The sequence below is a fragment of the Cribrihabitans pelagius genome, assembly GCF_048820915.1.
Taxonomy (GTDB): domain Bacteria; phylum Pseudomonadota; class Alphaproteobacteria; order Rhodobacterales; family Rhodobacteraceae; genus Cribrihabitans_A; species Cribrihabitans_A pelagius.
Genome location: NZ_JBMERR010000023.1, coordinates 31,722 through 46,433, shown reverse-complemented (window position 1 = coordinate 46,433; position 14,712 = coordinate 31,722). Strand labels below are relative to the sequence as shown.

14 protein-coding genes are annotated in these 14,712 nt (G+C 65.9%); 9 read left to right on the top strand and 5 right to left on the bottom strand.

What is annotated here, in order from left to right:
* Positions 1-99: 99 nt before the first annotated feature.
* Complete coding sequence (locus tag ACOHX0_RS18220; RefSeq protein ID WP_420678582.1) at positions 100-876, bottom strand: Bax inhibitor-1/YccA family protein; 777 nt, start codon at positions 874-876, stop codon at positions 100-102.
* Between the two features lie 230 nt (positions 877-1,106).
* Complete coding sequence (locus ACOHX0_RS18215) at positions 1,107-1,331, bottom strand: DUF1127 domain-containing protein (RefSeq protein WP_420678581.1); 225 nt, start codon at positions 1,329-1,331, stop codon at positions 1,107-1,109.
* Between the two features lie 125 nt (positions 1,332-1,456).
* Between ACOHX0_RS18215 and ACOHX0_RS18210 the strand changes: the two genes are divergently transcribed.
* A complete protein-coding gene (locus tag ACOHX0_RS18210) occupies positions 1,457-2,338 on the top strand; it encodes a LysR family transcriptional regulator (RefSeq protein ID WP_420678580.1) in 882 nt (293 codons plus the stop codon).
* 168 nt (positions 2,339-2,506) lie between these two features.
* Here ACOHX0_RS18210 and ACOHX0_RS18205 read toward each other — a convergent pair whose 3' ends face one another.
* The gene (locus tag ACOHX0_RS18205; RefSeq protein WP_420678579.1) at positions 2,507-3,475 is read right to left on the bottom strand and encodes an NADPH:quinone oxidoreductase family protein; all 969 of its coding nucleotides are present in this window, start codon (positions 3,473-3,475) and stop codon (positions 2,507-2,509) included.
* Between the two features lie 354 nt (positions 3,476-3,829).
* Here ACOHX0_RS18205 and ACOHX0_RS18200 point away from each other — a divergent pair, with 354 nt between their 5' ends.
* The 3 genes from ACOHX0_RS18200 to ACOHX0_RS18190 all read left to right on the top strand — a co-directional run bounded on the left by ACOHX0_RS18200 (position 3,830) and on the right by ACOHX0_RS18190 (position 6,703).
* Positions 3,830-4,201: a helix-turn-helix domain-containing protein gene (locus ACOHX0_RS18200; RefSeq protein ID WP_420678578.1), complete on the top strand. Its 372-nt coding sequence runs from the start codon at positions 3,830-3,832 to the stop codon at positions 4,199-4,201.
* A gap of 253 nt (positions 4,202-4,454) precedes the next feature.
* The gene (gene hisN, locus ACOHX0_RS18195) at positions 4,455-5,246 is read left to right on the top strand and encodes a histidinol-phosphatase (RefSeq protein WP_420678577.1); all 792 of its coding nucleotides are present in this window, start codon (positions 4,455-4,457) and stop codon (positions 5,244-5,246) included.
* A gap of 116 nt (positions 5,247-5,362) precedes the next feature.
* On the top strand, positions 5,363-6,703 hold the full coding sequence (locus ACOHX0_RS18190) for an 8-oxoguanine deaminase (RefSeq protein ID WP_420678576.1): 1,341 nt from the start codon (positions 5,363-5,365) through the stop codon (positions 6,701-6,703).
* Positions 6,704-6,743: 40 nt separating this feature from the next.
* Here ACOHX0_RS18190 and guaD read toward each other — a convergent pair whose 3' ends face one another.
* Positions 6,744-8,030 (bottom strand): guanine deaminase, encoded by a 1,287-nt coding sequence (gene guaD / locus ACOHX0_RS18185; protein ID WP_420678575.1) that lies wholly within the window; start codon positions 8,028-8,030, stop codon positions 6,744-6,746.
* Positions 8,031-8,171: 141 nt separating this feature from the next.
* Here guaD and mgtE point away from each other — a divergent pair, with 141 nt between their 5' ends.
* Positions 8,172-9,563: a magnesium transporter gene (gene mgtE, locus ACOHX0_RS18180; protein WP_420678574.1), complete on the top strand. Its 1,392-nt coding sequence runs from the start codon at positions 8,172-8,174 to the stop codon at positions 9,561-9,563.
* Between the two features lie 50 nt (positions 9,564-9,613).
* The gene (locus ACOHX0_RS18175; protein WP_420678572.1) at positions 9,614-10,171 is read left to right on the top strand and encodes a 5-formyltetrahydrofolate cyclo-ligase; all 558 of its coding nucleotides are present in this window, start codon (positions 9,614-9,616) and stop codon (positions 10,169-10,171) included.
* 6 nt (positions 10,172-10,177) lie between these two features.
* On the opposite strand, the gene ACOHX0_RS18170 is transcribed toward ACOHX0_RS18175, so the two are convergent.
* Positions 10,178-11,065 (bottom strand): LysR family transcriptional regulator, encoded by an 888-nt coding sequence (locus ACOHX0_RS18170; RefSeq protein WP_420678571.1) that lies wholly within the window; start codon positions 11,063-11,065, stop codon positions 10,178-10,180.
* Between the two features lie 111 nt (positions 11,066-11,176).
* Between ACOHX0_RS18170 and ACOHX0_RS18165 the strand changes: the two genes are divergently transcribed.
* The 3 genes from ACOHX0_RS18165 (at position 11,177) to ACOHX0_RS18155 (ending at position 14,518) form a co-directional block, all read left to right on the top strand.
* The gene (locus tag ACOHX0_RS18165; protein WP_420678570.1) at positions 11,177-11,674 is read left to right on the top strand and encodes a lactoylglutathione lyase family protein; all 498 of its coding nucleotides are present in this window, start codon (positions 11,177-11,179) and stop codon (positions 11,672-11,674) included.
* Between the two features lie 74 nt (positions 11,675-11,748).
* The gene (locus ACOHX0_RS18160) at positions 11,749-12,561 is read left to right on the top strand and encodes a TIGR00282 family metallophosphoesterase (RefSeq protein WP_420678569.1); all 813 of its coding nucleotides are present in this window, start codon (positions 11,749-11,751) and stop codon (positions 12,559-12,561) included.
* Between the two features lie 178 nt (positions 12,562-12,739).
* Positions 12,740-14,518 carry an SLC13 family permease gene (locus ACOHX0_RS18155; RefSeq protein WP_420678568.1) on the top strand — a complete coding sequence of 593 codons (1,779 nt, stop codon included), beginning with the start codon at positions 12,740-12,742 and terminating at the stop codon, positions 14,516-14,518.
* The last annotated feature ends 194 nt before the right edge of the window (positions 14,519-14,712 follow it).

Sequence of the window (14,712 nt, the reverse complement as noted above, 5' to 3'; positions counted from 1 at the left end):
GGGTCAATCCTTGTTGCGAAACGTTTACGGGGTCTGAAATGCAAAAGGGGCGGGTCCCTCGGACCCGCCCCTTGAAAATTGATGTTGCCGGATGCGCGCTTATTCGCGGTTGCCGAGCAGCTGGAGCAGGAACATGAACATGTTGATGAAGTCCAGATAGAGGCTCAGCGCGCCCATGATCGCGGCCTTCCCCAGCCACTCCTGGTCGCCCGAATGGGCCATCTGCAGGTAAGTGTTCTTGATATTCTGGGTGTCATAGGCGGTGAGCCCCGCAAAGATCAGAACACCCAGCACCGAGATGGCAAAAGCCATGGCCGACGACGCCAGGAAGATGTTGACGACCGAGGCCACCAGAAGGCCGATCACCCCCATGATCAGGAAGGTGCCCATGCCGGACAAGTCCTTCTTGGTGGTGTAGCCGTAAAGCGACAGGCCGGCAAAGGCGATCGAGGTCACCAGGAACACCTGCACGATGGATTCGCCGGTGAAGACCAGGAAAATCGAGCTGATCGACAGGCCCATGACCGCAGCGAAAGTGTAGAACACCAGCTGCGCGGCGGAAGCCGACAGGCGGTTCACCGCGGCGCCAAAGCCGAAGACGAAGGCGAGCGGCGCGAACATGACCACCCACTTCAGCGGCGAAGCATAGATCGCATGGCCAAAGCTGGTGAGGTACTTGTCCGCGCTCAGCTGTGCCACCGCGTTGCCGGGATCGGTGGTGACGGCCAGGCCGGCGATGGCCCAGGCGGCCAGGAAGGTGATGAAAGTGCCCACGGACATGGTGCCGTAGACTTTGTTCATGTGGGCGCGCAGGCCCTCGTCGATCTGTGCGGCGCGTGCGCCGGTGGCAGACCGGATGGTGTCGAATTGTGCCATACCGATGGTCTCCGTGAATGTCTCCCTCGCTGCTTGGCCCTGCGTTGCCGCAGGCCGGTGGCAGCGTTCCCGCTAAATATCGGGTGAAGCGCCCGGCTGTTCAAGTATTTAAGCGCAGATTGACGCGGATAATTGGAGCCATTCCGGAACCTTTTCGGGGCGGGGAGTCCCCCGGGCTGGCAAGGCGCCGCCGTCCGGGGGCTGGCGGCGCCTTGAAAGTTCGCGGCGGATCAGCGCAGCCAGTGGTCCGGCGCGCTCCAGAAGGGGCGGCGCGCTTCTGCCTCGGCCTCGGAGCGGGTGATGCCGATATCTTCCAGCGCGCGGGCATCCAGTCTGTCCAGCTGACGCCGCTGACGCCAGGCGGCGAAGTGCAGCTTCAGCCGCTGGAACAATGCCGGGCGGAGGGCGGCAACGGGCGGGCAAGGCAGCGGGCGGGTCTGCGGAGCTGTAGTCATGGTATCTCTCCTTCAGCGGTGGTTGTGATGTTTCCCTGATGGGCGATCAATTGTGTTGATGAATATGCGCGCTCATGGCATATTTTGAAAACGAATGTTTTTGATTCAAGGCATCAGGAGCTGTGATGGCACGCAATCTGGATATCACGACGCTGCGGTCCTTTGTGGCTGTCGCTGACTACGGCGGCGTGACCCGCGCCGCAGGCTTCCTGCATCTGACCCAGTCGGCGGTCTCGATGCAGCTGAAACGGCTGGAGGAGCTTTTGGGCCTGGCGCTGCTGGACCGGTCCGGCCGCGGCATCGCGCTCACCGGCGCGGGCGAGCAGCTCCTGGGCTATGCCCGCCGCATGGTGGCGCTCAACGACGAGGTGATCGGCCGGCTCACCGACCAGGCCTTCGAGGGCGAGGTGGTGCTGGGGGTGCCGCATGACGTGGTGCACCCGGTCATTCCGCAGGTGCTGAAGCGCTTCAACCTCAGCTTCCCGCGGGTGAACGTCAATCTGGTCACTTCCAACACCCGCGACCTGAAGGCCGGGTTTGCCAAGGGCAGCTACGATCTGGTGCTGACGACCGAGACTGGCTCGGGCGAGGGAAGCGAGCCTATCCACACCCTGCCGCTGTGCTGGGTCGGGGCGCCGGATGGCTCGGTCTGGCGGCAGCGGCCGCTGCGGCTCGGTTTCTGCCGCAACTGCAGCTTCCGGCCGGTGGCCACCGCGGCGCTGGATGCGGCCGGAATCAAGTGGGAAATGGCGCTCGACAGCGAGTCCGACCGCACTGTCGAGGCAACGATCAGCGCCGATCTGGCGGTGGGGGTGCTGCTCGAGGGCACCCAGCCCGCCTATCAGGAGCTGATCGAGCACGGCGGCGCGCTGCCGCCGCTGCCGGTGCAGCATATCAATCTCTATGGCTCGGACCGGGTGCGGGCGCCCTATGTTGAAGAACTCGCCCAGGTGATCCGCCAGGGCTTTGACAATTTGCGCCGCGTGCCCCTCAGGGCCGCCAGCTGAGGCGCCGTCCGGGAGTGCGGGCGGCCCGAGGCCCTTCCGGCCAAGAGCGCTCCGCCGCCCGGCGCGTGAGCGCCGGGCCCGGCCCAACGGGAGCGGCGCATCTTGGATGCGCCAGGGACGGGCGGGAGTGCCCGCAGAGGCCGCCCCTTCCATCGCCGGGTGCGGCGTTCAGCCGCCGTTATGCATGGTGATCACAACCTTGCCCGTCGACTTGCGGCTGCGCAGCAGCTCCAGCCCTTCGCCCGCCCGCTCCAGCGGCAGGAGGTGGCTGATATGCGGCTTGATGCGGCCCGCGCCATGCCAGGCAAACAGCGTATCCAGCGAGCCGCGCACTACCTCGGGACGGAACTTCATGTAGCCGCCGAGATAGAAGCCGATCACCGTCAGGTTCTTCACCAGGAGGTGATTGGCCGGGATCTGCGGCACCTCGCCGCTGGCAAAGCCCACCGGCAGCAGCCGCGCGCCCGGGTTGGCGGCGCGGAAGGCGGAATTCCAAACCTCGCCGCCCACCGCGTCGTAAATCACATCGGCGCCGCCCAGGCCCTTCACCGCCGCGCGCAGATCCTCGCTGGCGTCGATCAGGTGGCTGGCGCCCGCGGCCTCGGCCACCTTAAGCTTCTCTGCGCCGCGCGCATGGGCGATCACCTTTGCCCCCATCATCGCGCCGATCTCAACCGCGGTCAGCCCGATGCCGCCAGCGGCTCCGGTGACCAGCAGCGTCTCGCCCTTCTGAAGCCGCGCGCAATGGTCCAGCGCAACATGGCTGGTGCCATAGGCGATTTGCAGCGCCGCGGCATGCTCGAAACTCATCGCATCCGGGATCTTCACCAGCCGTGCGGCCTCGAATACCGCCTCCTCGGCCAGCCCGCCGTGGCCGCTGAAGGCGGCCACCCGGTCGCCGGGCGCAAACCCGGTGACGCCCTCGCCAATTGCGGTGACGATACCCGCCGCCTCCAGCCCCAGGGTAAAGGGCGGCTTGGGGGTGTCCTGGTAGCTGCCTTTCACCATCAGCAGATCGGCAAAGTTCAGCCCGCAGGCCCGGACTTCCACCGCCACTTCGCCGGGGCCGGGCGGCGGGCAGCGGATTTCCGCCAGCTCCGGCGGCGCTCCGAAGGCGGTCATCTGATAAGCGCGCATATTCTCTCCTCACCTATTGCGGGAATCAGGGCGATTCGCCGGGTCACTCTGACGGGGCCCTGAAACCGGAAACACCTCGCTATTTCTGGGGAGGTAGGGGATCGGCAGGCGCTTGGCAATAAAACGTTTAAAAAAATGATACATGAAATCATGCGGTTGACCCCGCGGCGGCGGGCCCGGGCGACGGCAGCCTTGAATTCAATCGCAAGGGTTGTACTATTTTCACAGGGGTTGACCCCGGAACGCTCAGATGGGGAAGCTTGCTCGTGGCACATGATGGGATGCGCCTGGTCAAGGTGTTGGATTTAGGGGCGCTTCGGGCTGCAGCCTGAATTTCAGACTTAGGAGAAACGCATGGCTCATCCCGTAGACGTGCACGTGGGAAAGCGCATTCGTCACCGCCGCTGGCTCATCGGCATGACACAACAACAGCTTGCTGAGCAGGTTGGCATCAAATTTCAACAAATCCAGAAGTATGAAACTGGCGCAAACCGCGTCAGCGCGTCCCGGCTTTGGGACATTTCCGACGCCCTCGACGTGCCGGTGAGCTTCTTCTTCGAAGGCTTGCAGGACGAGGCCAAGGCGCCCGCCGACAAGGCCGCCGTGCCTGAGGATCTGATGGGCGACAAGGAAGCACTGGACCTGGTGCGCTCCTACTACGCGATCCCGGAAAACCAGCGCCGCCGCCTGTTCGAACTGGCCCGCGTGCTGAGCGACGCCGCCTGAAACCAGGACTAATTTTGGCCATGCCCCGGCTGGCCTGTCCTACAGCCCGCATCGCGGGTTGAAAAGCGGGATTGAAACCCAGCCGCTGAACCGGCTGGCCGGCACCACGCCCGCGACATCCGCAAAACAAGGATCTGCCCGGACCGTGTGAAGGCGGCCGGGCATTTTCGCGTCCAATTGGCAGCCCCCCGGCACGGGCTGCCAAACCGCTGCCCTCTTGAAAACCCCGCCCCGCGGTGGCACCCGTTGCAGCATGACAGATTCCGCATTCTCCGATCTCGAGGTCGCCCACCGGATGGCCGATGCCGCCCGCGCGGCCATCCTGCCGTACTTCCGCGCCGAAGGCCTGGAGGCCGAGAACAAGCTGAGCAGCGGCTTTGATCCGGTCACCGCCGCCGACCGCGCCGCCGAACAGGCGATGCGCGCGGTGCTGGCGGAGCTGCGCCCGCGGGACGGTATCCTGGGCGAGGAATTCGGCGCTGCCAAGGGCAGCAGCGGCCGCACCTGGGTGCTGGATCCGATCGACGGCACCCGCGCCTTCCTCAGCGGCACTCCGACCTGGGGCGTGCTGATTGCGCTCTCCGATCACAGCGGGCCGGTTCTGGGCGTGATCGACCAGCCCTACACGGGCGAGCGCTTCACCGGCGCGCCCGGTGTGGCCGCGATGACCGGGCCGCTGGGCGAGCGGCGCCTGCGTGCCCGCCCGCCGCGCCCGCTGGAAGAGGCGATCCTCTTCACCACATTCCCGGAAGTCGGCACCCCGGCAGAGCGCGCCGCCTTCGAGCGCGTCGCGGCAGAGGCGCGGCTCACCCGCTATGGCACCGATTGCTACGCCTATGCGCTGCTCGCAGCCGGGCAGATCGACCTGGTGATCGAAGCCGGACTCAACGCCTACGACATCCAGGCCCCGATTGCGGTGATCGAGGCCGCGGGCGGCCTCGTCACCAGCTGGCAGGGCGGCCCGGCCCATGACGGCGGTCAGGTTCTCGCCGCCGCCAATCCCGAAATTCACGCCGCTGCGTTGAAACTGCTTCAAGAAGACTGAGGCTTGCCGCGGCGGCGCGCGGCCGTTAATTTGTCCTCAAGCCGGTTCTTGTGCCCGTTTTCCGCTGGCTTTCCACACATTCCAATGAAGCGGGCTGGTCCTTGGAGTGTGTGAACATGACCGAATTCCTGATTCAGAACGCCGATACCATCCTCACCATGGATGACGCCCGCCGGGTGCTGCACAATGCCGACGTGCTGATCCGCGGCGGCCGGATCGTCGAGGTGGGGCAGGGGCTGCAGACCGCGGGCGAGGTGGTCTCTGGCCGCGGCTGCGTGGTGACGCCGGGCCTGGTGAACACTCACCACCATCTTTACCAGAACCTCACCCGCGCGGTGCCGGGCGCGCAGGACGCGCTGCTGTTTGGCTGGCTGCAGCGGCTCTACCCGATCTGGGCGCGCTTCGGACCGGAGGAGATGTTCGTCTCTGCCCAGCTCGGCCTTGCGGAGCTGGCGCTGTCGGGCTGCACGCTCAGCTCCGATCACCTCTATCTCTACCCCAATGGCGCGCGGCTGGAGGACACCATTGAGGCGGCGCTCGAGGTTGGTCTGCGCTTCCAACCGACCCGCGGCGCGATGAGCATTGGCGAAAGCGATGGCGGCCTGCCGCCGGACAGCCTGGTCGAGGACGAGCGCGCCATTCTTGACGACATGATCCGGGTGGTGGATGCCTTCCACGATCCTGCCGAAGGCTCGATGTGCCGCGTCGGCCTTGCGCCTTGTTCGCCCTTCTCGGTCAGCCGCGAGCTGATGCGCGATGCCGCGCTGCTGGCCCGCGACAAGGGGGTGATGCTGCACACGCACCTGGCCGAGAGCGATGAGGACATCGCCTATTCCGAGGCGCAATTCGGCTGCCGCCCCGGTCAATACGCCGAGGGCCTGGGCTGGACCGGCGATGACGTCTGGCACGCGCATTGCGTGAAGCTGAACCCGCAGGAGATTGATCTCTTTGCCAGAACCCGCACCGGCGTGGCGCATTGCCCGTGCTCGAACTGCCGCCTTGGCAGCGGCATCGCACCGGTGCGCGAGATGCGGGATGCCGGCGTGCCGGTGGGGCTGGGAGTGGATGGCTCCGCCAGCAATGACATGGCCAGCCTCAGCGGTGAGGCGCGCCAGGCGCTGCTGCTGCAGCGGGTGGCCAATGGGGCTGACGCGATGAGCGCCTATGAGGCGCTGGAGATGGCCACCCGCGGCGGCGCCGATGTGCTGGGCCGTCCTGACTGCGGGCGGCTGGAAGCCGGCAAACGCGCCGATATCGCGGTCTGGGACGTGCGGGGCGTCGCCTCCAGCGGCAGCTGGGATGCGGCGGCGCTGCTGCTCGCGGGGCCCGCGCAGGTGAAGCACTTGTTTGTCGAAGGCCGCCAGATCATCCGCGGCGGCGAGGTCACCACACTGGACCTCCCGCGGCTGATCGAGCGCCACGGCGGGATGGCAAGGGCGCTCGCATCATCTTGCTGAAAATACTCCCGCCGGAGGCAGAGGCGCGCGAGCGCCTCTCCTAAACCCGCTGGCCGTTGATCCAGACTTCGGCAATGGCGCGGTCATCCCCCATCATGATGGTCGGGAAGACCGCTTCCCACAGGTCTTCAGCCCGGGCGGAGCGCTGCGCGATCGCCGGGGTGGAGGCCAGGTCCAGCACCACCAGATCCGCCTCCATGCCTTGTGCAATATTGCCGACCATCCCGTCCAGCCGCAGCGCTGCGGCGGAGCCTTGCGTCGCCAGCCAAAGGAGCTGCGCCGCGTGCAGCGGTGTGCCGCGCAGCTGGCCGACCTCGTAGGCTGCGGCCATGGTGCGCAGCATCGAAAAACTCGACCCGCCGCCGGTGTCGGTGGCGAGCCCGATGCGCTGGCCTTCGGCAATCAGCCCGGCCATGTTGAACAGCCCCGAGCCGATGAAAGTGTTCGAGGTCGGGCAATGCACCAGGGCAGCGCCGTATTCGCGCAGGCGGTGGCGCTCGCGCTCCTCCAGGTGGATGGCGTGGCCATAGACGCCGCGGGCGCCGAGCAGGCCGTATTCCTCATAAGTGTCCAGATAATCGCGGGCCTGCGGGAAGAGGGATTTCACCCAGGCGATTTCATCGGTCTGCTCGCTCAGATGGGTCTGCATCAGGCACCCGGGGTGCTGGCCCCAGAGCGCCCCCAGCGCCTCCAGCTGTTCGGGCGTGGAGGTGGGAGAAAACCGCGGCGTGATCGCATATTGCAGCCGGTCCACCCCGTGCCAGCGCCGGATCAGCGCTTCCGAGGCGTCATAAGCCGACTGCGCCGTGTCGCGCAAACCCTCGGGCGCGTTGCGGTCCATGCACGTCTTGCCCGCCACCACGCGCTGCCCGCGCGCCTCAGCGGCCGAGAAGAATGCATCCACGCTTTCGGGGTGAATGGTGCAGTAGCTGCACACCGTGGTGGTGCCATGGGCGGCGGCGAGGTCCAGGTAGCGGGCGGCGATCTCTCCGGCATAGGCGCGGTTGCCAAAGCGCATCTCCTCCGGGAACGTGTAGCTGTTCAGCCAGTCGATCAGCCGCTTGCCCCAGCTCGCGATGATGGCCGTCTGGGGGTAGTGCACATGGGCATCGACGAAACCTGCGAGGATCAGCTTGCGGCCGTGATCCGTCACTTGCGCGCCGGGCAGCAGCGCCTGCATCTGCGCTTTGCTGCCAGTGCCGGCAATACGGCCGCCGGAAATCGCCACTGCCTCTGCCAGCACCGCGGCCGCGTCCGGATCTTCGCCCGTGAAGGGGGAATGGCGAAAGCTCAGAACCTGCCCCGCCAGTATGAAATCGCCGTTCATCTGTGCTCCCCGCTGCTTGCCAAACCGCTGCACCCGGGATAGGCGCGCGCTCAGGGTCCGGTAAATTATGCCATCCCCATTGTTTTCCGGAAACAGCTTCTTCTATTTTGCAGGCAAAGACACAAGGGGGCGCGAGATCGCATGAGCAGCGGCGACAATATCACCGGCACCGAGCCGGGCCAGGACGACGCCTACGAGCTGGACCGCAAACGCGCCAGCGCCATCCTTGCCGCGGTGGAGGCGGGCGATCAGGCCGGGCTGACCGAACTGATGGAGCCGCTCCACGCGGCCGATATCGCCGACTTCCTGGAACAGATCAGCGCTTATGACCGGGCCCGGCTGATCCAGCTTTATGGCCGCGAGTTCGACGGCGAAATCCTGTCGGAATTGGACGAAAGCATCCGCGAGGAAGTGATTTCGCTGCTGTCGCCCGCGGTGCTGGCCGACGCGGTGCGGGAGCTGGAAAGCGACGATGTTGTTGATCTTCTGGAGGACCTGGAAGAGCCGCAGCAGGAAGCCATCCTCGATGTTCTGGAGGATTCCGACCGGGTCGCGGTCGAACAATCGCTAAGCTACCCGGAAAACTCCGCCGGCCGCCTGATGCAGCGCGAAGTGGTGATGGCGCCGGAGCATTGGAACGTCGGCCAGGCCATCGACTTCATGCGCGAGTCCGAGAACCTGCCGGAGCAGTTCTACCACGTGATCCTGATCGACCCGCGCACCCATCCGGTCGGCAACGTGACCCTCGGCCGGATCATGGCCACCAGGCGCGAGGTGCCGCTCACCGAATTGGTGGAGGACACCTTCCAGGTGATCCCGGCCGACCAGGACGAGGAAGACGTGGCCTATGCCTTCAATCAGTACCACCTGATCTCCGCCCCCGTGGTTGACGGCGAGGGGCGGCTGGTCGGCGTCATCACCATCGACGACGCGATGATCGTGCTGGACGAGGAACACGAGGAGGACATCCTGCGCCTGGCCGGTGTGGGCGAGGAAAGCTCGCTGTCGGACAAGGTGATCGACACCACCAAGCGCCGCTTTCCCTGGCTGGCGGTGAACCTGGTGACGGCGGTGCTGGCGTCCCTGGTGATTGCCCAGTTCGAGGCGACCATTGCCCAGTTCGTGGCGCTCGCGGTGCTGATGCCGATTGTTGCCTCGATGGGCGGCAACGCGGGCACCCAGTCGCTCACCGTGGCGGTGCGGGCGATGGCAACCCGCGACCTCACCGGCTCCAACGTCTGGCGGGTGATCCGCCGCGAGGTGCTGGTGGGGCTGATCAACGGGGTGATCTTTGCGGTGCTCATGGGCATCGTGGGGCTGGCCTGGTTCGGCTCGCCGATGCTGGGCGTGGTGATTGCCGTCGCGATGGTGGTCAATCTGGTCGTTGCCGGGCTCGCAGGGACGGTGATCCCGGTCCTACTGGAGAAGATGGGCATCGACCCCGCCCTGGCGTCCGGCGCCTTTGTCACCACGGTGACAGATGTGGTCGGATTCTTTGCGTTCTTGGGGCTGGCCGCGGTGGTGCTGTTGTGATGGTGCTGCTGTAACGGGCTGACCCCGGAGCGAGTTGGAGGAGAGCAGGAATGACGGATCTGAGTGCCATCAAAGCCGCAGCGCGCAAGGCGGCCTTTGCCCGCCGCAAGGAGGCCCACGCGCGGGGCCTGCCGGGCGCAGCCGGGCACCTGTCGGAGGTGCTGGCGGGCTACCGCGGGGTGCCGCTGTCCGGCTTCCTGCCGATCCGCACCGAGATCGACCCGGTGCCCGCCATGGCCGAGGCCGCAGCGCATGGACCCGTTGGCGTGCCGGTGATCATCGGCAAGGGCCAGCCGCTGAAGTTCAGCCGCTGGCAGCCGGACGCTCCATTGCGCGAAGGGCCTTTCGGCGCGCAGGTGCCGGCCGCGGATGATTTTTTCGAGCCGGAAATCCTGATCGTGCCGCTTGTTGCCTTCGACAGCCGCGGCGGGCGGCTGGGCTATGGCGGCGGCTTCTACGACCGCACGCTGGAGATGCTGCGGGGCAAGCGGGCGACGCTGGCGATTGGTTTTGCCTTCGACGCCCAAGAGGACGAAAACCTGCCCCTGGAGCCGACCGACCAGCCGCTCGACATGGTGGTGACCGAAAGCCGCGTCCTGCAATTCTGACCGCCGCTAGCGGGCGAGCCCGGCGCAAACCTCGCGGATCGCCTCCACGAAGAACGTGAGCCGCGCCGGCGGGCGGGTGCTGTGCTGGCTGAGCAGCCAGAGGTCGTCCTCCAAGGGGGCCGCAAGCTCAGCGATGCGGAACTCCCGCCGGGCGGACTGCGCCAGCACCGCGCTTTGCGGCAGGATGGTGTAGCCGGCCCCCGCCGCCACCGGGTCGAGGATCTGCCCGATCTGGTTCAGGAAAGCGCGCTGGCGCAGCCCGGCGGCGCCGCGGTAGCCGGGGTAATTCGCGCCCAGCAGCCGGTCCGCCAGCGCCGCGCCGTCCGGGTGGCCGATCATCCCCAGCGCCTGCAGCGTGTCGAACGCTGGCTTGGCCTCGCTCCCCGGCGGCAGGATCAGGTTCAGCCGGTCGCGGCCCAGGGGTTCTGCCGTCAGCCGCGGCGCCTCCAGCTTGCGGTGCAGGATGCCGAGGTCCAGCTCCCCGGCCAGCAGCTGCGCCTCGATCGCCGCTTGCGGTGCCGCTTGCAGCGAGAGCATCAGCCCGGGCGCCTGCGCCAGATGCGCCTCCGCCGCGCGGTAGATCAGCACCGCAAGGCCGCCGGGGCAGGCGATGCGCACCCGCCCGCGGGCGGGATCGTCCTGGCCCAGCTCCTGGCGCAGCGCCTCCTCCTCGGCCTGGCGGCGGCGGCCCAGGGCGGCGAGCGCGGCACCTGCCCCGGTCAAGCTGAAGCTCTTGCCATGGCGCAGGAGGAGGGGCTGGCCCACCTGCTGCTCCAGCTTTTTCACGTGCTGCGACACCCCCGGCTGGGTCATGTTCAGCCGCGCCGCGGTGCGGGTGAAACTGTCCAGCTCGCTCAGCGCGGTGAAGGTTTCCAGCCAGCTTGCGTTCAGCACATGCAATCCGTTTTGTTATGATTTTCATTAGGTATGATAATTTTGCTTTTGCTTGGGTCAAGCGTATCTCCGGTCACGAGAAACGGCCCCAACATGAAAAAGGAGACAATCATGCTTCCGGCCCCCAAGAGCTTTTCCCACATCGGCCTGTCGGTTCCGGACCTGGACGCGGCGGTGAAATTCTACTCCGAAGTCATGGGGTTCTACACCATCATGCAGCCCGCCGAAGTGGTCGAGGATGACAGCGACATCGGCCGTATGTGCACGGACGTGTTCGGCCCCGGCTGGTCGAAGCTGCGCATCGCGCATATGTCCACTTCGGATCGCGTCGGCATCGAGCTCTTCGAGTTTGAGGGCAACTACGCGCCCAAGGACAACCTCGACTTCCGCCGCCACGGCGTCTTCCACTTTTGTGTGCAGGACCCGGACGTCGAAGGCCTGGCCCGGAAGATCGTCGAGGCCGGCGGCAAGCAGCGGATGCCGGTGCGGGAATACTTCCCGGGCGAAAAGCCCTACCGCATGGTCTATGTCGAAGACCCCTTCGGCAACGTCTTCGAGATCTACTCGCACGGCTACGAGCTCACCTATTCGGCTGGCGCCTACAGCTGACCGCGGCGCCACAGCTGCGTGAATTGACGATGCGGGGCCTTGCTCTTTGGCCCCGCGTTGCCTACCAGCCGCGCATGCGTATTCTTTTCCTAGGCGATGTGATGGGCCGCGCCGGGCGCCGTGCCGTCACCGAAAACCTGCCGCAGCTGCGGCAGGAGTGGCGGCTCGACTTCGTGGTTGTGAACGGCGAGAACGCCTCCAACGGCATGGGGCTGAGCGGCGAGCACGCCAAGCTTCTGCTGGATGCGGGGGTCGACTGCCTGACGCTGGGCGACCACGCCTTCGACCAGAAGGACATGCTGCAGTTCATCGAAAAGGAGCCGCGCGTCATCCGGCCCCTGAACTTTGCCAAGGGCGCGCCGGGGCGGGGATTCCGCCTGTTCGACGCGCCGGGCGGCCGCAAGGTTCTGGTCACCCAGGCGCTGGGCCAGGTGTTCATGAAGCGCGCCTTCGACGACCCGTTCGGCGCGGTTGAGGCGGTGCTGAAGTCGCATCCGCGCGGCGGGCTGGCGCAGGCGGTGATTGTCGACATGCATTGCGAGGCCACCTCCGAGAAGATGGCGATGGGCCATTTCTGCAACGGCCGCGCTTCGCTGGTTGTGGGCACCCATACCCATGTGCCGACGGCTGACGCTCAGGTGCTGTCCAAGGGCACCGCCTATATCACCGATGCCGGCATGTGCGGCGATTACGACTCGGTGATCGGCATGGAAAAGACCGAGCCGATGCGCCGCTTCGTGACCGGAATGCCGAAAAGCCGCTTCACCCCGGCCAATGGCGAAGCCTCGCTGTCGGGGGTGTTCATCGAGACCGACGACCGCACCGGTGCCGCCAAACAGGTGCGCATGGTGCGCCAGGGCGGGCTGCTGGAGCCTGCCGCGCCCTGAGCGCGCAGGCGGCATGCCCGGTGCAGCCGCCTGTTGTAATAATCGCCCGGTGCAGTAAGAGGGCAGGGAAGGCGCGGAATTTCTTGCGCTGCTAAAGGTCCTCGGGGAGACTGCGCGATGGCGGCGGATCACGCGGCGCCCGGGCGGTTGGGCACGAATACGGGTTTAGTCACGGCATATGCAGTTTTTCCAGATTGGTGACACCGGCAACGCGATCCTGGCTCTTGTGATCGTCCTGGCCATGTTCCTGGCCTTCCTGAAGGAAACCTACCCAACCGAAGTTGTGGCGATCACCGGCGTCTCGGTGATGCTTGCAACCGGCGTCTTGCCCTACAGCGAGGCGCTGCCTGTGCTGTCGAACCCGGCGCCCTGGACCATTGCCGCGATGTTCATCATCATGGGCGCGCTGGTGCGTACCGGGTCGCTGGATGCCTTCACCCAGGCCGCCAAGACCCAGGCCGGCGTGCGGCCGAGGCTGGCCATCGCATTGCTGATGGCATTTGTCGTTGCGGCTTCGGCTGTGGTTTCCAACACGCCGGTGGTGGTGGTGATGATCCCGGTCTTCATCCAGATTTCCCGCACGCTGGATGTAGCGCCCTCCAAGATGCTGATCCCGCTCAGCTATGCGGCGATTCTCGGCGGCACGCTGACGCTGATCGGCACCTCCACTAACCTCCTGGTCGACGGTGTCGCCCGTGCTCAAGGGCTTCGACCCTTCACCATCTTCGAGGTGACGCCGCTGGGGCTGTTTCTCGTGGCTTATGGCATGGTCTATCTGCGCTTCATCGCGCCGCGTCTGCTGCCCGCCCGCGACAGCATGGCGTCGATGCTGAGCGACAAGTCCAGGATGAAGTTTTTCACCGAAGCGGTAATCCCGCCCGACAGCAACCTGATCGGCCGCGAGGTGACCGGTGTGCAGCTGTTTAAGCGCCCCGGTGTGCGGCTGATCGACGTGATCCGCGGCGACGAGTCGCTGCGCCGCAATCTCGAAGGGGTGGAGCTGCAGGTGGGCGACCGCGTGGTGCTCCGCACGAGGATGACCGAGCTGTTGAGCCTGCAGACCAACAAGGAGCTGAAGCGGGTCGATCAGGTCTCGGCGGTGGAGACCCAAACCGTCGAAGTGCTGATCACCCCGGGCTGCCGCATGGTGGGCCGCTCGCTCGGCGCGCTGCGCCTGCGCCGCCGCTATGGCGTCTACACGCTGGCGGTGCACCGGCGGAATCAGAACATCGGGGTGCAGCTGGAGGACCTGGTGGTGCGGATCGGCGATACCCTGCTGCTCGAAGGCGCCCCGGAAGACATCCAGCGGCTGGCCTCCGAGATGGACCTGGCCGATGTCTCCCAGCCCACCCAGCGCGCCTACCGCCGCAGCCACGCGCCAATAGCAATCATCTCGCTGTTTTCCATCGTGATCCTCGCAGCACTCGGGGTGGCACCGATCCTGATGCTGTCGGTGCTGTCGGTGGCGCTGGTGCTGGTCACACGCTGCATCGACGCGGACGAGGCATTCTCCTTCGTTGACGGCCGCCTGCTGGCGCTGATCTTTTCCATGCTTGCCATTGGCGCGGCGCTGGAAAGCTCGGGTGCGGTGCGGCTGATCGTGCACAGTCTCGCGCCCTCGCTTTCGGTGCTGCCGCCGTTCCTGCTGGTCTGGGCGGTTTATCTGCTGACCTCGGTGCTGACCGAGCTGGTCTCCAACAACGCCGTGGCCGTGGTGGTGACGCCGATTGCGATTGGCCTCGCGCAGGCCATGGGCGTGGATCCGCGGCCGCTGGTGGTGGCGGTGATGGTGGCGGCCTCGGCCTCTTTCGCGACCCCGATTGGCTACCAGACCAACATGCTGGTCTATGGCCCCGGCGGCTACAAATTCACCGATTTCCTGCGCGTGGGCATCCCGCTCAACCTCACCGTCGGGCTTCTGGCCTCGGTTCTCATCCCCTTCATCTGGCCGCTCTGAAGCCGCATCGTGATATTGTTTCGTCGGCGGATTTTCGCCGGCCTTCGATGTGTTCACATGCAGTTAACAGAACAAAGCCTATCTAAAGGAGGGGAGAAGACAGGGTGAGGTTATGACTTTCAGGAATGGTTTCCTTTTTGCGATACTGGCAGCGTCCACGGCGATTGCTTTGATTTCGCAGGCTTTGGCCGGGT

Excerpts from the sequence above, each read along its gene's own strand:
- ACOHX0_RS18220 (WP_420678582.1), bottom strand. The coding sequence starts at position 876 with ATGGCACAATTCGACACCATCCGGTCTGCCACCGGCGCACGCGCCGCA.
- ACOHX0_RS18215 (WP_420678581.1), bottom strand. The coding sequence starts at position 1,331 with ATGACTACAGCTCCGCAGACCCGCCCGCTGCCTTGCCCGCCCGTTGCC.
- ACOHX0_RS18210 (WP_420678580.1), top strand. The coding sequence starts at position 1,457 with ATGGCACGCAATCTGGATATCACGACGCTGCGGTCCTTTGTGGCTGTC.
- ACOHX0_RS18205 (WP_420678579.1), bottom strand. The coding sequence starts at position 3,475 with ATGCGCGCTTATCAGATGACCGCCTTCGGAGCGCCGCCGGAGCTGGCG.
- ACOHX0_RS18200 (WP_420678578.1), top strand. The coding sequence starts at position 3,830 with ATGGCTCATCCCGTAGACGTGCACGTGGGAAAGCGCATTCGTCACCGC.
- hisN (WP_420678577.1), top strand. The coding sequence starts at position 4,455 with ATGACAGATTCCGCATTCTCCGATCTCGAGGTCGCCCACCGGATGGCC.
- ACOHX0_RS18190 (WP_420678576.1), top strand. The coding sequence starts at position 5,363 with ATGACCGAATTCCTGATTCAGAACGCCGATACCATCCTCACCATGGAT.
- guaD (WP_420678575.1), bottom strand. The coding sequence starts at position 8,030 with ATGAACGGCGATTTCATACTGGCGGGGCAGGTTCTGAGCTTTCGCCAT.
- mgtE (WP_420678574.1), top strand. The coding sequence starts at position 8,172 with ATGAGCAGCGGCGACAATATCACCGGCACCGAGCCGGGCCAGGACGAC.
- ACOHX0_RS18175 (WP_420678572.1), top strand. The coding sequence starts at position 9,614 with ATGACGGATCTGAGTGCCATCAAAGCCGCAGCGCGCAAGGCGGCCTTT.
- ACOHX0_RS18165 (WP_420678570.1), top strand. The coding sequence starts at position 11,177 with ATGCTTCCGGCCCCCAAGAGCTTTTCCCACATCGGCCTGTCGGTTCCG.
- ACOHX0_RS18160 (WP_420678569.1), top strand. The coding sequence starts at position 11,749 with ATGCGTATTCTTTTCCTAGGCGATGTGATGGGCCGCGCCGGGCGCCGT.
- ACOHX0_RS18155 (WP_420678568.1), top strand. The coding sequence starts at position 12,740 with ATGCAGTTTTTCCAGATTGGTGACACCGGCAACGCGATCCTGGCTCTT.